Genomic DNA, 15,960 nt, shown 5'->3' on the forward strand with positions numbered 1-15,960 from the left:
AACACTTTGTGTATGAATTAGTTGGCTAATTTTATACTATTTACTGAATGTCCCTAAAATATATTATTTTTAAAGATAGAGAGTTTCACATTTCATCAACGGAAGTCCTTCAGGTCTTCCTGTAGTCTTTGCCGGGTGAAATAAATCCGGCTTTTCACGGTACCCAACGGAAGATTCAGTTTGTCGGCAATTTCCCGATACTTGAATCCCGACACATACATGGCAAAAGGCACACGGTATTCCTTCGGCAAGGCATTGACGATGCGACGCATTTCCTTCAAGTCGTACGACCCTTGCATGGAATCGTCTTCGATATCCACCCCTAAATTCAGAAAGAACTGATTGTCGGTGTTGTCCACATACGTCTGGTCGCGCAAAGTCTTGCGATAATTATTAATGAAAATATTGCGCATGATGGTATAAATCCATCCCTTGAAATTCGTTTCAGCTACATACTTTTCCTCATTGTCCAAGGCCTTCAAAGAAGTCTCTTGAAGAAGATCATTCGCTTCTTCACGGTCGGCCGTCAATTTATAAGCGAAACGAAGTAGTTCTGTCTGCATGCTCAACAGATTCTGAGCAAAAGTTGCCGTTTTCATAATTCTTTAGTCTTTCTTTTCTTTGTAATTGAAATAATGTCTGCTTTTCGTTTTGACACTGCAATATTAGCAGAAAAAGAAAGATAGCTCTTCACAAAAACTGATAATCAAACGGGTAAAAACTCTCAGTTGATAGTTTTTACCCCTTGTTCTGACAGTTTTCAGGAAGGTTTTCAGACCATTTACAATAGGGCGACTTCATTAAAAATGAATTATAGTATTTGACTTGCCCGGTTACTTCTTCCCCTAAGAACGAAGGACGGTCGAACGGTTCATCTTCACTGCCGAGCTCTACTTCTGCCACTACCAGTCCCTCGTTGTCTCCATAAAATTCGTCCACTTCAAACACGTGCGTTCCACAACGCACCAGGTAGCGCGTCTTGTCAATCATCCCTGGCTCGCACAGTTTCATCAGCTCCTCTGCCTCCTGCAAAGAAAGCGGATGTTCCCATTCATACCGGCTCATTCCTGCGGCATCCGAAGGACCTTTAATGGTAAGGTATCCTTCCCCATTCTGGATACGGACCCTCACCGTACGTCCTCTCTCGCTACAGATATATCCTTGCTTGATGCGCTTTTTCCCATAAGCCATCGCCTTATAAGAATCCCCGCGCACCAAAAACTTACGTTCTATTTCTTGCGGCATACCTCTCTTATTGAACTATCAGGAAGCTAAAGTATAGCCTACAATCATCAAAATAGCCAATAGAATCAAGACAATACAAATCATCTTGAACAGTCTATTGGCTTTTTCCTCTTCACGCTTTTCGAAATTCTGTCTCTTTACAGTTCTGTTGTGTCCCATAAGTTTTCATTTTTAGATTTACACCCCTAAAATTACAACTTATCTGCAAAAAGACAAACAAAAGCGATAATTTTCCGCAAAGTTTATCAGTTTTCGCTATCCGAGAACTCCATCAGGTAAGCTTTAATGAAACCGTCAATCTTACCGTCCATCACTCCGTTCACATCGGAAGTCTGGTAATTGGTACGGTGGTCTTTCACCCGACGGTCATCAAATACATAGCTTCGAATCTGCGAACCCCATTCAATTTTCTTCTTGCCAGCCTCTACTTTGGCTTGTTCTTCCATACGGTGCTTCAGCTCCTTGTCGTACAAGATAGAACGCAACTGACGCATGGCATTTTCCTTGTTCTTCGGCTGGTCACGGGTCTCGGTATTTTCAATCAAGATTTCTTCTTCCTCACCAGTATAAGGGTCTTTATACTGATAACGCAAGCGGACACCTGATTCTACCTTGTTCACGTTCTGTCCTCCTGCACCACCGCTTCGGAAAGTATCCCATGACAAGCGGGCCGGTTCTACCGTCACCTCGATGGAGTCGTCCACCAACGGAGTCACAAAAACAGAAGCAAATGAAGTCATTCGTTTTCCCTGTGCGTTATAAGGTGATACGCGCACCAGACGGTGTACGCCGTTCTCTCCTTTCAGATAACCATAGGCATAGGCTCCTTCAATATTCATGGTCACGGTCTTGATGCCGGCCTCATCTCCTTCCTGAAGGTTGGCGATAGACAATTTATAACCGTTGCTTTCCGCCCAGCGCATATACATACGCATCAGCATGGAAGCCCAGTCCTGACTTTCCGTACCTCCAGCTCCTGAATTGATTTTCAGCACGCAGTCCATCTGGTCAGCTTCCGAACGAAGCATGTTCTTCAACTCCAACGCTTCCACCGCAGCAAGCGCCTTTGCATACGCCTCATCCACTTCTTCTTCCGTCACCAGCTCGTCTTTATAGAAATCGAAAGACAGCTGCAATTCATCTGCCAGTGTCTTCACCTCCTGATAGCCGGAAATCCATTGTTGCAAGGATTTTACTTTCTTCATCTGCACTTCGGCAGCCTTCTGGTCGTCCCAAAAACCCGGTGCCTGTGTACGAAGCTGCTCTTCTTCCACCTGTATCTTCTTTCCGTCAATATCCAAATAACGATGAAGGGCTTCCGTACGTTCCTTTATGTCTTTCAGTTGCTCTATGGTAATCATAAAATACGATAAATTAGTCTGTTTATATTTTCTCGCTGCAAAGATAGTGAAAGCCGGGCGCAGAGACAAATAGAAAACACAGTTTTCTAAATTTGGCTATGCCAAGGCGCATCCTATCTTCTCCAAAGAGATAAAAAACAGGCACCCCTGAAAGAGTGCCTGTATATAAAAGTCAGCCGATCAGCCTATATTTTCTTCATACATCTTATCGATGATATCCTTGTAATTTCGGGCCACTACCGCACGCTTCAACTTCAAAGTGTTGGTCAGTTCCCCGCGTTCCATACTGAACGGTTCGGGCAGCAACGTGAAACGCTTCACCTGCTCGTAATGGGCAAACTCCTGCTGGAGCGTATCAATACGCAGCTGGAACAGTTCGATTATCTTCGGATTTTCCAACAAATCCTTGCGGCTCGTAAATGCGATATGGTGTTCACGGGCAAATTTTTCCACTTGTGCATACTCCGGTACAATCAAGGCAGACACAAACTTGCGTTGATCAGCGATGATGGTTACCTGGTCAATGTACCGGTCTACCACCAGCTTGGTTTCAATGGCTTGCGGAGCGATGTATTTACCATTGGAGGTCTTGAAAAGATCCTTGATACGATCGGTCAGATACAAGAAACCGTCCTTCATGTAACCGGCATCTCCCGTACGGAACCATCCGTCGTCCGTAAAGGCCTGTTTGGTAATCGCCTCTTTCTTGTAATACCCTTTGGTAATCGTTCCTCCCCGAAGCTGGATTTCATTATTTTCACCGATGCGGACTTCCACGCCCGGCAACACCCGCCCGACACTTCCAATCCGAAAATCCCCCTTCCATTCACAGGAAACAGTAGCGGTACTCTCTGTCAATCCATATCCGGCTATCATGTTGATTCCCACCGAATGTACAAACTCTTCCACCTTTTCCGGAATGGCAGCCCCCGCAGTCGGGAAGAAGTTTCCGTTTTCCAAACCGATGGTTTTCTTCAGAAGGCTGTAAATCGTTCGCTCATAGAACTTATATTTCATATGGAGTACAGCCGGAGGAGTCTTCCCATTCATCAGGTAGGTGATATTATGCTCCTTTCCTACCCGCAACGCGTCCAGCATAAGCGCTTTCTTCAATCCTGTGGTTTCATTGATTTTTTCATGCACACCGGCATACACCTTTTCCCAAAAGCGCGGCACACTGCACATGGCAGTAGGACGGATTTCCTTAATGGTTTTCTGAATGTCCTGTGGTTTCAGATTGACGCACAGCATACACCCTTTATACAAACAATAAAAAGCCCATCCCCGCTCAAAAATATGCGTAAACGGCAAAAAATTCATCACCACGTCATTCTCCCCCAGTTCCTTCAGGCGGGCATCATGTCCCTTGAACGCCGCTTCATAATTGGAATGATGCAACATCACCCCTTTGGAGTCGCCGGTAGTACCCGAAGTATACAAAATATTGGCCAGATCGTCCGGCGAAGAAGCAGAGGTACGTGCTTCCACCTCCTCCAGCCATTTTTCATCTTCTCCCAATTTCAGGAAATCAGAGAAATAGATTGAGTTACAGTCTCCCGCAGCACGTTTGACAGTCGGATCAAAAATAATAATCTGTTTCAGGGAACGTCCCAAACTCTGTACCCGATAGGCCACATCATACTGGTACTGCTCTCCCACAAACAAGAAGCGGATAGCCGCATCTTCCACAATGTAATGCACCTGAGCTTCGGAACTCGTGGCATATAAAGGAACGGTCACAATCCGGTCTCTGAAAGCCCCGAAATCCACATAAAAACATTCCGGTTTGTTTTGTGAGAAAACCCCTATATTCTCTTGTGCCTCAACCCCAGCGGCCACCAAGGCCTTGGCCACCTGGTCCACTAAATTCGCAAATTTGTTCCACGTGACAGGAACCCATGTAGATGTCGTGTAATCACGGTATTTTAAGGCAACTTTATCCCCATATTTTTCTGCTTGTCGCCGCACAAGCCGGGACAAATATGAATTAACCATCTATATTTCTTTGTTTTATTGTTTCTTTTGCAAATATAGGATTTTATTTGGAATGTGTTGTCAATCTAAATTTTTTCTCCTAAAAAAGAGTATCTTTGCAAGGAATCTAAAAAACAGGTTATATTTATGATAGATATAGGTTACTACACATCTGAAGCACTGACTCTGCTGCATTCACTGATTGGAATTCCCTCTATCAGCCGAGAAGAAGACGCAGCAGCCGACTTTCTGCAAAATTACATAGAAGAGACCGGCATTATGACGGGACGTTCCGGAAACAATATCTGGTGCATCAGCCCTATGTTTGACATCCAGAAGCCTACCATCCTGCTAAATTCACACATCGATACGGTCAAACCCGTAAACGGATGGAGAAAACAACCGTTCACTCCCAAAAACGAGAACGGGAAACTGTACGGACTGGGAAGTAACGATGCGGGAGCCAGCCTGGTATCTCTCTTTCAGGTATATCGCTATCTCAGCATGACCACACAAAGCTACAACCTGATTTATTTGGCCTCGTGTGAAGAAGAGGTATCCGGGAAAAACGGTATTGAAAGCGTACTTCACCAACTTCCTCCCATTGCCTTGGGCGTGGTAGGCGAACCTACAGAAATGCATCCGGCCATCGCCGAAAAGGGACTGATGGTGCTCGATGTCACCGCCCGGGGTAAATCCGGACATGCCGCCCGAAACGAAGGAGAAAATGCCATCTACAAAATCCTGCCAGACATTGAATGGTTTCGTACCTATCAGTTCCCCAAAGAATCTCCGCTGTTAGGACCGGTCAAAATGAGTGTGACGCAGATTAATGCCGGCACGCAGCACAACGTGGTTCCGGACCTATGCAGCATGGTAGTCGACATCCGCAGCAACGAATGCTACTCTAACGAAGAACTGTTCGCCGAAATCTGCAAACATGTACAGAGCGAAGTGAAAGCCCGTTCCTTCCGCCTCAACTCTTCCAGCATTTCAGTAGACCATCCTTTCGTGAAACGCGCCATCGAACTGGGGAAAACGCCGTTCGGCTCTCCTACGCTGTCCGACCAAGCACTGATGCCTTTCACTTCCGTCAAAATCGGCCCGGGAAAATCCTCCCGCTCACATACAGCCGATGAATATGTGCTGGTCAGCGAAATTGAAGAAGCCATCTCCGTTTATGTACAAATCTTAGATGGATTGAAGATTTAATCTCGACTATATCATTCAGAAAAAAAATAAAAAGTGGTTCATCCTGTTCACCGGATGAACCACTTTTTTATGGTATCACATCAAGATGCCCGAGGCTTGCCTCGGGCACCTGTCTTCTCAAAATTTTACCGTATTCAGGTACTTGTCGACCAACATGCCGTCCAATACCTTCAAATCCAGTTTCAATTTGCGTTTAGCCTTGAATTGGATGGTCATCAGTTCCGCATCCCCTTCCAGATAAGGCTTTTCTCCCATATTTACAAACGTAGGATACAAAGCCTTCGTTCCGTTGGTGTGCAAACGGTCGTTGGTCAGGTTCCTCATTTCCTTCATGCCTGTGGCCTCAATCCCCACATACTCCAACAACTGCGGGTCATAAGGCAGTGCGAAACTGAGAGCATTGACAGAACGCAGTCCTTTACCGGATACCCGGATTTCCACTGTCTCCCCTTCATTGTACACTTTCTTTGAAGGCACTATCTGAATTTCTCCGGCTACCGATGGTACCTGACGACTGCTGACACCTGTCTCCAGTCGTACGGCTACAGCCGAAATGTCATACGCATCAATCAGTCCGTTATCGTTCAGGTCGCCCTTGCTGATATATCCCTCAAAATCAGAATCTCCCCGGCGCAGACCTGTATAATTCATATAAGAAGTTAGGTCATTCTCGTCCACCAGTTTATCCTGGTTGATGTCGCCCGGGATATAGCTTTCCGAACCCGGCACCTTGAACACATACAATTCACGACCGGAGCCGTACTTACCTACGGCCGAGGTTACCGACAACTTGATATAGCGTGCAGTCGGATGTCCGGTAAAGACGAAGGTCTTCACATCACTACCCTTCCAGTCGAATGTACCGGCTTCGTGCCAGTTCGATTTGTCCATACTATAATATACCGTACCCTTACCTAACGTACCGTTTCCAGCATCCAGACGAGGCAGATATTCAAACTTGTCGAGCTGGTTCACACTGTTCAAATCGACAATCAAATCAAATGGAACGGCCTGGGCACTCCACTGCGTATGCCATGCATCCCCTTCATCAAAATTGAAGAGTTTGTTCACTTCCTGACCTTCCTGGTTCGGACAAGTCGTTTCGCCCGTAATACCCCGGATGGCAAATTCCAGCGGGTCGGACTTCGTGGTGGCAGTGACAGTTGCCCAGTCGGACACACCCGCAGCATTCACCGCACGCACCTTAAATGTACAGGTCGTTTCCGGACGGAGGTCTTCAAACAACAGTTGGGTATCCCGGATGGTACTATACAACATACCGTTGTACTCAATTTCATAATAATCGGCATGGTCTACCTTCTTCCAGGAAGGAGTCAGCGTATAAGCCCCGGTATTCTCTTCCGTGACCTGCGGTTCCGGAGTGACCAATGCCCCCTGGCTGACCCGCAGTTTTTCTGCTGGAGCAAACACATAACCCTTCACTTCCAGTGTCACTTCATTCCGTGTCACATCCACTGCTGCCAGCTTGACGTGCATCACCGGATTCTTCACCACCTGCACACGGGCCATCTCACTGCCCGGAGTAGCAAAACGGTTCAATTCCGGAGCGGCTTCATAATAATATACATTTTCTCCCTTCTGCAATGCCTCCAAAGAAGACACCGGAGTCAGTTTCACTTTCTTCCCTCCGATATGTGCCGTCAGTTTCTTCGGCTGTGCCGTGACATTGAGACGGAAATAAGTAGCCTTTTCCGTCACCATTCCTTCAAAATGTCCTTGTGAAGGTGCCACACTGACTTTCAAATCTTCCCCTTCCAGTACAGAACGGATAAGAGTTGTCGCATACTGCCCGTTGCGATAAGCCTCAGAGATACCGTCGTCATCGTATTCCGTAAATTCCGTGTTTCCAGCCGGATACAATTCATACGTACGGGTGTCTTTCGCCATCTGAGCGACCTGATTGTGTGCGGCTGTCATGGGCAGAATGGCTCCCAGCTTCACGAACAACGGGAGTTTCCACAAGGGTGCGTCAAAACAATTGATAACCCGTCCACCTTCATACAAATCACCGGTGAAATAATCAATCCAGTTGCCTTCGGGCAGATAAATGCCGTGGCGCACATCGTTCCCCTTCTCGTCGGCCTGCGTCTTCTGATAAATAGGGGCCACCAGAATAGAAGGTCCGTAAAGGAATTGATAACGAGTGGCTGTTCCTAACGTATAGTCATTCGGATAATCCAGGAACATCGCCCGAATCATCGGCTTGCCATCCACCGCCTCGTGTGCAATACTATAGGTATAAGGCATAAACTCCGATTTCAATTTAAGGTACCAGCGGTTAATGGAAGTGGCCGGTTCACCCAACGCCTGCGGATATTTGGGGTTCGCTCCCCATCCGTCCATGTTCAACTGCATCGGCGTAAACGCTTTCCACTCAAAGTCACGCACGTTGACCGGAATGTTCTTCCCGCCGAAAATACCATCCATGTCGGAAGTGATGTTCGGTTGTCCCGACAGTCCGGAACCGATATAAGTCGGAATATGGAAACGGATGTATTCCCACTCTCCTCCGGTCTGGTCGCCCGACCAGATACCGGCATAACGCTGTGTACCAGCCCATCCGTCGAGTGAGATAATGAACGGACGTGCATTGTTGCCATAATAAGGCATGATACGGGCCACATCGGCCACCCCGTTCAAGCCGAACGAATAGCCGGCACCGACCCATGCCACATCGGTCTTCAACACCCGCACGCCGGCATCACGCACTTCCTTGACAATGTCACGCTGCAACAGCGGTTCCACTCCTTCCTTGGGATGCAAATCCGACTGGGTCCACAACCCAATTTCCACTCCCTTGGCACGGGCATAGTCACCCAGCTCCTTCAAGTTCTGGATATTCCCGTCCAGTGTGGAAGTCTGTCCGTATCCGGCCCCATAGCCATCGTTCGGCAGAATCCATCCCAACGGCATGTCGGCTGCCTCATAACGGTCGATAACCGCACGTGCAGAAAACTGATAATTATTCTTCTCGCCATTCAGCGATTCCTTGATGCCGCCATTGTCTTTCTGGCTTTCCTTGTATTTCTTGCCATCCTCGAAAAGAATCCCTTTTTCGTCTTCTTTCCAATAGTCGCGGTTATACGCATTCAGATGTCCTTCATAAAATCCGAACTTAGGCAGGAGTACCGGATTACCCGTCAGCTGATAAAAATCATTCAACAGAGCGACCGGAGTTTCATCCACCATGAAAAACATGTCCAGGTAGTCTCCCTCGTGACTCAACGCCACCACTCCCTTATCAGTTGCCCCGAAATCATATACTCCGGGACAGAAAGTATGCCACATCACTCCATAACCTTCTGTCGACCAATAGAAAGGTGTGGGAGAAGCCACCCCGCCGTCTGTCCACTGGTTCGTGTTCAAGATATGAATTTTCTTGCCTTTATGAGAGAAGCGTCCATTCTGCACCCCTCCGCCGTAAAAAAACTCTCCCTCATGTTCTTTCAGGAAAAGGCTGACTTGTTTCTCTGCGAAATCCGCCGGGCGAACCGCTTCTGCCACTACTTTGTGGCGTGCTTTATCCGTAATCTTGAACAGCATGGTACGCTTGTCCATCTCCACTTCAATCCGGTCGGTAGCTACCGTGATAACCCCATCCTTGTCTGTCAAGGAAAGTTTTCCCACCTCCTGACGTGGATTATTCACTAAAATCTGGGCTTCAGGCACCGCTTCCGGATTGCGGACAATGCCTCCTTTATTGTCCTGAAACAGACGAAAAATATTTTCGCCATAAAAATCCAACGTCATGCGTTGCTGATTGGAGAATACTACCTCCACAGCCGTGGGATTCAACACACTGGCACTGCAAATGGTCACCTCAGTTTGCGGACCCGCCCACATGGAGAAAGGTACAGCAAGCAAACTGCCGAACATGCATAAAGATAAGACAGAATAGTGCTTCAGTTTCATAATATGAATGTAGTTAATAATTTCCGGTTCTATTCCACTGGCATTTCAAGCTTCAAGTGGAAAGCGCACGAATGTATAACTATTTATTGAAGTAAAAAAGAAAATACATCAAACATTTTTCATTTTATTATTTTCTTCCAAATACAAATGAATATAATTTATTATATAACTATAATTTCTCTGTCCCACAGTGTGGGATACATAAACCACACTGTGGAATATATATTTCACACTGTGGGATACAAATCTCACAGTGTGAAACAGAGAAATTATCAAGCAAAAGAAAAGAATTCGTACTTGCCATGAAAACTTTATTGCAAGACCTTCCACATAAAAAAAGCCCCAGGCAGCACAGCCACCTGAAGCTTTTGCACAAAGTATAAAAAAGAGTTCTTTAACGATGAATCCAGAGTTCCGGGTTCAGTTTCACCGTCTCCTTACGGAGCTGGAAATGCAGAATGGTTTCTCCGTCGGCATTGGTATGCACTTCTCCCAGTACGTCGCGGGCACGTACCTGACTTCCTTTCTTGACCCGTACGGTAGACAAGTTACAATACACGGAGATATAACTTCCATGCCGTACCAACACATTGGTCAGCCCGTTGTATTGGAAAACAGCCGACACTTCACCGTCGAAAATGGCACGGGCATTGGCTCCGGCCTTTCCTTTGATATCCATTCCTTTATTGTCCAACTTCACATTGCGAAGCCCCTTCACCTGATATTGGCCGTAATGCCCTACCACCACGTAGGGACCGGTAATCGGAACCGGGAGAATACCTTTGTTCTTTTCAAAGACACTGGACAAACGCCGGTCTTCCGAATCTACTTTATAAGCCTCCAATTTCTCTACAGGGGTCTTGCTGGTCTTCGTTTTCGCAGCAGAAACGCCGGACATTCCTTTCGCAGCCTCAGCCGCTTTCCGGGCTTCTTCCGCTTTCCGGCGTGCTTCCTCCTCCGCCCGCTTACGGGCCTTTTCGATTTCCTCTTCAATCAAACGGTCAATCTGTGCATTCAGCTTATCGGCCGAACGGCGTTTCTTGGCCAGTTCCGACTGGATGCTACGCTGTTTTTTCTGCAAACCCGACAGAATCTGTTTACGTTCCTGTTCCTGTGCCTCCAGTTTAGCCTTCTCGGCTTCTCCCTGTTTCAGCAAATCTTCTTTTGCTTTCCGGCTGTTTTTCAAAGAAGTAGCTTTCTCGGTCACCTGCTTTTGTTTCCGCTGTACCTGAATGCCCTGCAAACGCTGGTAATCAGCATACTCACGTACATAGCGCAAACGACGATACATCTGCCCGAAGTTCTCGGCCGAAAAAATAAACATCAGCTTGTCTTGTATGGATTTGTTGCGATAAAGGTATTTCACAGACTGCTCGTACTTTTGGCGTTTCTCGCCCAGTTCTTTCTGAAGCCGTACCAAATCTTTCTCCAGACGGTTTATTTCCTGCTGGATACTGTTCACGTCACTTTCAATGGTCTGAATGTATTTCTGACGTTCCTCTATCTGTCCGGAAATCAAAGCCAGATTACCTAACTGGCTTTTCACGTCTTTCTTGGTAGACTGCAACAAGGTTTCCGATTCGGCAATCTGCTGTTTCAGCTCATTCCGCTGCTTCTCCAGCTGCCGAATCTTGCGCGTAGTCTGTGCAGAAAGCGTACACGTACAAAGACAAATACAGAATATGACAATCAGACGCTTCATTTTCCTAACCACATTTTCAGCAAGGTTACCAGTTCCATTTTCTTATACTTGGAAGACAACTCCGTACGAGTTTCCCAATCTTCATTGACAGACATCCGCGACAGGCGCATGTCCAGATTATATTCCTTTCCGGCGCCCTGAAGTTCCGCCAAAATGTGCTGGGGGAAATATCCCGGACCTAACTTGGTGAAATCTTCGTACGTCCATTTCAAGGCATAGGCCGTCCCCGAAAGCGATACAGAAGTGGTTTCCAGCCAGCCTTTGTCGGCCGTCGTCCAGAAACGATAAGCCAGTTTCTTGCTGTCCTTCACCTCCCACAGCGCACGTGTTCCCTCTGCGGTCATCCGGAAGCGATGCAGGTCGGACACTTCCACCTGGTCTTTGCCGGGCAGGAAAATCTCATTCAGGAACAGCGACTGCAACACATTAAAGCTCAAATTCAGGTTGGTCATGCGGTTCAGTTCACTGAACGAAAGTTCCACATATTGCTTATGAAGCCGGTCGACTGCCAGAATACGCTCAGGAGAAATCTCCAGCCGCGCCACTTCAATGCCCAGTAATGGGGCCACCGACAATTGTATCACCTCCCCTTTCTTCATTCGGAGCGTAGCCGACAGTTTTGTATTCTTACTACTTCCTGTCTGCAAATTCAAGGCCACTTTTCCGGTCACACAATTCCATTGTGGAAAACCAGCAATCACCTTCTCCTGATATTCCTCCCCCTTCAGTCCTCCAATCATCGGCACACGCTCCGCATGACGTGAGGTACCGCAGGCAGACATCAGTGCCACCAGGCAAACAATATATAACCAATGAATCAGCCGTTTCATTCTTCAATGTATTTTTTCAAAGCGATTTTACGTTTCAGGCGCTTCAACTCAGCCTCTGTACGAGGAGTTTCTCCATTTTCCTCCTTAACCTCCATGCCATCGGCCTTCTTCCAGTATTCCAACGCCTTTTCTTTCTCGCCTAACATATAGTAAATGTCACCGCAATGCTCCACAATGACCTGGCTGCTGTCTCCTCCATTCTTCATGGCCTGATCAATGTAAATGCGAGCCTCGGTGTAACGTTTCTTTTCAAACAAAATCCACGCATACGTATCCAAGTAAGTGGAATTCTCCGGTTCTGCCTTTACGGTCTTGTAACTCATTTCTTCCGCCTTGTCCAGATGCGTCCGCTCCACAGACAGATAATAAGCATAATTGTTGAGCGTACCGATGTTATTCGGATTGTACACCAATGAAGAGTCATAAGCCGCATAGGCCTCAGCCTTCATTTCCTTGGAATGATACAAATCGCCCAAAATGGCATAAAAGTCGGAGACAATCATCTTGTCACTCTTTTCGTTGACCTGTTTCAATCCTTTTTGGAAAATTTCCAAGGCCTTGTCTGTTTCCTCTTTCTGATAATGGGCCAATCCCAGGTAGTAGTAGAATTCCATCGCATCCGGATTATACTGCAAGGCCGGAGTCGCCACGCGAATCACCTCATCCAAATCATTGTCACGGATGGCATAACTCAACAGTTGCAGACGGGCCGGTTTGTTCTCCGGGTCAAGCGACAACACCTGATTCAACACCGGCACAGACTCCTTATCCATGTGCTTGGTAATCATATATTGCGCACAAAGCATTGACAAATCGGCATTCTGTTGCGGACGTGCCAGAATGTTCTTAAACAAGGCCACAATCTGCGTACTGTCTTTTGTGGTCTGTTCCGACTGGAGAATCAGCTGACGCATGATGCTCATCTTGGTATCCGACTCCACGTTATCGTTCAGCAAAATGGTGTCAAGCTGCTGCTGGTACAGACTGTCTTTCCCTAACTGTTTATAATAAGAAGCCATTGACAGCAGGGCCGGTGCATACCCCGGTTCTTCCTTCAAGATTTTCTGGTAAACTGCATACGCCTCGTCGGGCTTATTGTTGTTCAGGTACACATCGCCTAAAATGGTCTGATAGCGCAAGTCGTACGGATATTCCTTCGACAGACTTTCAATTTCATTGAAGGCCTGTTCCTGATTGTCCATCAGCAAGTACATCCGGAATTTCTCCATACTGATTTGCTCGGACTTTCCATCCAGTTCTTCCAGACGGTTCAACACCGTAATTACCTGGTCATAACTCTTGGTCTGGTTGTACAAATCCACCAGCGCCATAAGCGGCTCCAGCCGGGCAGGGAACTGATGGGCCATATCTTCATACACGGCAATAGCTTTGGGCCAGTCACGTTTCTGCTGGTAATAGGCGGCCAATGTCTGCTTGTACCAGAAATTCGACTCATCCGAACGAACAGCCTTCTTCAGTGCTTCTTCGCCTTTCTTCTCTTGCCCCAGTACCATATAGAACCGGGAGATGTCATATAAAGCAGGTCCCGAATTGGGATAAATGTCCAGGCAATGCTTATAAAGTTCGAAGGCTGCATCGTAATCCCCTTTTTGTTTTAAACGGACAGCCTCCAGGAAAAAATAATCATACTTCCTGCGCTGTTCATAAGATAAAGGATCTTTTTCCTCATTTGCCAGGTTATGCTTGGCGGCCTGCTGCCTTCCTGTAGTTCCACAAGCCACAAGCAACAGGACCATTCCGATGATTCCTATTAATTTTCTCATACCCAGTCAAGATTTATACCGTTCCCGTGTGACCGAATCCTCCTGCCCCACGCTCCGTTTCATCCAACACTTCCACTTCTTCCCACTCTGCCTGTTCGTGACGAGCAATGACCATCTGAGCGATGCGCTCCCCGTCTTCAATCACGAACTCATCAGCCGACAAGTTGACCAGTATCACATTGATTTCTCCCCGATAGTCGGCATCAATCGTACCCGGAGAGTTCAACACGGTAATCCCTTTCTTGATAGCCAGTCCGCTACGGGGACGTACCTGTGCTTCATAACCTTTCGGAAGAGCTAAAAACAAGCCTGTAGGTACCAGACAACGCTGTAAAGGCTTCAGTACGATAGGCTCTGCAAGATTAGCACGAAGATCAACTCCCGCCGACTGGGGGGTAGCATATTGCGGCAACGGATGCCGGGAAGTATTTATAATCTGTATTTTCATCTTATTTATATCCTTTATAAAGTTGCGAAGTTACACAATCCACCGAATTAATAGTTACGTTTACCATTTTTTTATATTTTTGCACTTAACTTTTAGAGCTTCTTTAAAATTAAACTTCACATCACAAAGGAGTTACGCCATGAACTGGAAACAATTATTATCCAATAAACGATTTGGGCTGGAGAACCTCCACGAACACCGTAAAGAAGACCGTACGGAATTTCAGCGCGACTATGACCGCCTGATTTTCTCCGCCCCCTTCCGCCGCTTACAGAACAAGACACAGGTTTTTCCGCTTCCAGGAAGTATCTTTGTCCATAACCGACTGACTCACAGTCTGGAAGTGTCGTGTGTAGGCCGTTCATTGGGAAACAAGATTTCAACTGAATTACTGAAACTGCATCCGGAGCTGCAGCATACTCATATTTCAGAAATCGGCTCCATCGTGGCAGCTGCCTGCCTGGCACATGATTTGGGAAATCCTCCTTTCGGGCATTCCGGAGAGAAAGCCATCGGCACCTATTTCTCGGAAGGGAAAGGACGAAGCCTGCAAAAAGAATTTTCTGCCAAAGAATGGGATGACTTCACCCACTTTGAAGGAAATGCCAATGCCTTCCGCCTGTTGACACACCAGTTTCAAGGGAGACGTCCGGGCGGTTTCGTACTGACCTATGCCACACTGGCTTCCATCGTAAAGTATCCGTTTTCTTCGCAACTGGCCGGAAGCAAGCAAAAATTCGGATTTTTCCTCAGTGAAGAAGACGGGTTCAAGAAAATTGCACAAGAACTGGGACTCAAACAGCTCAGCAAGGAAGGAGAGCCCTTACGATATTGCCGTCACCCGCTGGTGTATCTGGTAGAAGCAGCCGACGACATCTGTTACCAGATGATGGACATTGAAGATGCGCACAAACTGAAAATACTCACCACGCAGGAAACCAAAGAATTGTACCTCCGCTTTTTTGCCCCTGAAAAGATGGACCACATCCAATCCATCTGCAAGATGGTGGACGATACCAACGAACAGATTGCCTACCTGCGTTCATCGGCCATCGGAGTCTTAATCAATGAGTGTGTGCACACATTTATTGAAAATGAGAAAGCCATTCTTGACGGTACCTTCCAAGGGACACTGATTCAACAACTGAGTCCGAGAGTGAGAGGAGCCTACGAAAACTGTTCGCATACAGCTTTTGAGAAAATCTACTGTTCCAAGGATGTGGTAGACATTGAACTGGCCGGTTATCAAGTGATTACCACGCTTATCGACCTGATGATTGAAGCCGTACGTTATCCGGAAAAAGCTTACTCACAGCTTCTGATCAACCGCGTATCCAGCCAGTATTATATTCAGGCACCTACCTTATATGAAAAAATACAGGCTGTACTCGATTATATTTCCGGAATGACCGATGTATATGCCCTCGACCTCTACCGGAAAATAAACGGGAACAGCCTGCCTGCTTTATAA

General features: G+C 46.8%; 12 protein-coding genes. 2 read left to right on the plus strand and 10 right to left on the minus strand.

Going from position 1 to position 15,960, the window contains the following annotated elements; all coding sequences use genetic code 11:
- Positions 1-95: 95 nt before the first annotated feature.
- From RDP42_RS09350 to RDP42_RS09370, 5 genes are all read right to left on the minus strand, one after another.
- On the minus strand, positions 96-599 hold the full coding sequence (locus RDP42_RS09350; protein WP_204473620.1) for an RNA polymerase sigma factor: 504 nt from the start codon (positions 597-599) through the stop codon (positions 96-98).
- 139 nt (positions 600-738) lie between these two features.
- Positions 739-1,245 (minus strand): CYTH domain-containing protein, encoded by a 507-nt coding sequence (locus RDP42_RS09355; protein ID WP_308763464.1) that lies wholly within the window; start codon positions 1,243-1,245, stop codon positions 739-741.
- An 18-nt stretch (positions 1,246-1,263) separates the two neighbouring features.
- A complete protein-coding gene (locus RDP42_RS09360; RefSeq protein ID WP_308763465.1) occupies positions 1,264-1,404 on the minus strand; it encodes a hypothetical protein in 141 nt (46 codons plus the stop codon).
- Positions 1,405-1,490: 86 nt separating this feature from the next.
- Complete coding sequence (gene prfB / locus RDP42_RS09365) at positions 1,491-2,606, minus strand: peptide chain release factor 2 (protein WP_308763466.1); 1,116 nt, start codon at positions 2,604-2,606, stop codon at positions 1,491-1,493.
- 180 nt (positions 2,607-2,786) lie between these two features.
- Positions 2,787-4,601: a long-chain fatty acid--CoA ligase gene (locus RDP42_RS09370; protein WP_308763467.1), complete on the minus strand. Its 1,815-nt coding sequence runs from the start codon at positions 4,599-4,601 to the stop codon at positions 2,787-2,789.
- Between the two features lie 126 nt (positions 4,602-4,727).
- Here RDP42_RS09370 and RDP42_RS09375 point away from each other — a divergent pair, with 126 nt between their 5' ends.
- Positions 4,728-5,792, plus strand: a complete 1,065-nt coding sequence (locus RDP42_RS09375; RefSeq protein ID WP_308763468.1) for a M20 family metallo-hydrolase — start codon at positions 4,728-4,730, stop codon at positions 5,790-5,792.
- Positions 5,793-5,909: 117 nt separating this feature from the next.
- Here RDP42_RS09375 and RDP42_RS09380 read toward each other — a convergent pair whose 3' ends face one another.
- The 5 genes from RDP42_RS09380 to dut form a co-directional block, all read right to left on the minus strand.
- On the minus strand, positions 5,910-9,689 hold the full coding sequence (locus RDP42_RS09380) for a TIM-barrel domain-containing protein (protein ID WP_374046971.1): 3,780 nt from the start codon (positions 9,687-9,689) through the stop codon (positions 5,910-5,912).
- A 430-nt stretch (positions 9,690-10,119) separates the two neighbouring features.
- Complete coding sequence (locus RDP42_RS09385; protein ID WP_308763470.1) at positions 10,120-11,427, minus strand: peptidoglycan DD-metalloendopeptidase family protein; 1,308 nt, start codon at positions 11,425-11,427, stop codon at positions 10,120-10,122.
- Entirely contained in the window at positions 11,424-12,257 is an 834-nt protein-coding gene (locus tag RDP42_RS09390; RefSeq protein WP_308763471.1) for a DUF4292 domain-containing protein, read from the minus strand. The genes RDP42_RS09385 and RDP42_RS09390 overlap by 4 nt, the downstream gene beginning before the upstream one ends.
- Positions 12,254-14,041: a tetratricopeptide repeat protein gene (locus RDP42_RS09395; RefSeq protein WP_308763472.1), complete on the minus strand. Its 1,788-nt coding sequence runs from the start codon at positions 14,039-14,041 to the stop codon at positions 12,254-12,256. Before RDP42_RS09395 ends, RDP42_RS09390 begins: the two co-directional genes overlap by 4 nt.
- A gap of 13 nt (positions 14,042-14,054) precedes the next feature.
- Positions 14,055-14,489: a dUTP diphosphatase gene (gene dut / locus RDP42_RS09400; RefSeq protein WP_204473606.1), complete on the minus strand. Its 435-nt coding sequence runs from the start codon at positions 14,487-14,489 to the stop codon at positions 14,055-14,057.
- Between the two features lie 139 nt (positions 14,490-14,628).
- Between dut and RDP42_RS09405 the strand changes: the two genes are divergently transcribed.
- Entirely contained in the window at positions 14,629-15,960 is a 1,332-nt protein-coding gene (locus tag RDP42_RS09405; RefSeq protein ID WP_308763473.1) for a deoxyguanosinetriphosphate triphosphohydrolase, read from the plus strand.

This window comes from uncultured Bacteroides sp. (assembly GCF_902472605.1).
Classification (GTDB): domain Bacteria; phylum Bacteroidota; class Bacteroidia; order Bacteroidales; family Bacteroidaceae; genus Phocaeicola.

What these genes read in the sequence shown, in the direction of transcription:
- RDP42_RS09350 (WP_204473620.1), bottom strand. Translation starts at nt 599, where the DNA reads ATGAAAACGGCAACTTTTGCTCAGAATCTGTTGAGCATGCAGACAGAA.
- RDP42_RS09355 (WP_308763464.1), bottom strand. Translation starts at nt 1,245, where the DNA reads ATGCCGCAAGAAATAGAACGTAAGTTTTTGGTGCGCGGGGATTCTTAT.
- RDP42_RS09360 (WP_308763465.1), bottom strand. Translation starts at nt 1,404, where the DNA reads ATGGGACACAACAGAACTGTAAAGAGACAGAATTTCGAAAAGCGTGAA.
- prfB (WP_308763466.1), bottom strand. Translation starts at nt 2,606, where the DNA reads ATGATTACCATAGAGCAACTGAAAGACATAAAGGAACGTACGGAAGCC.
- RDP42_RS09370 (WP_308763467.1), bottom strand. Translation starts at nt 4,601, where the DNA reads ATGGTTAATTCATATTTGTCCCGGCTTGTGCGGCGACAAGCAGAAAAA.
- RDP42_RS09375 (WP_308763468.1), top strand. Translation starts at nt 4,728, where the DNA reads ATGATAGATATAGGTTACTACACATCTGAAGCACTGACTCTGCTGCAT.
- RDP42_RS09380 (WP_374046971.1), bottom strand. Translation starts at nt 9,689, where the DNA reads ATGTTCGGCAGTTTGCTTGCTGTACCTTTCTCCATGTGGGCGGGTCCG.
- RDP42_RS09385 (WP_308763470.1), bottom strand. Translation starts at nt 11,427, where the DNA reads ATGAAGCGTCTGATTGTCATATTCTGTATTTGTCTTTGTACGTGTACG.
- RDP42_RS09390 (WP_308763471.1), bottom strand. Translation starts at nt 12,257, where the DNA reads ATGAAACGGCTGATTCATTGGTTATATATTGTTTGCCTGGTGGCACTG.
- RDP42_RS09395 (WP_308763472.1), bottom strand. Translation starts at nt 14,041, where the DNA reads ATGAGAAAATTAATAGGAATCATCGGAATGGTCCTGTTGCTTGTGGCT.
- dut (WP_204473606.1), bottom strand. Translation starts at nt 14,489, where the DNA reads ATGAAAATACAGATTATAAATACTTCCCGGCATCCGTTGCCGCAATAT.
- RDP42_RS09405 (WP_308763473.1), top strand. Translation starts at nt 14,629, where the DNA reads ATGAACTGGAAACAATTATTATCCAATAAACGATTTGGGCTGGAGAAC.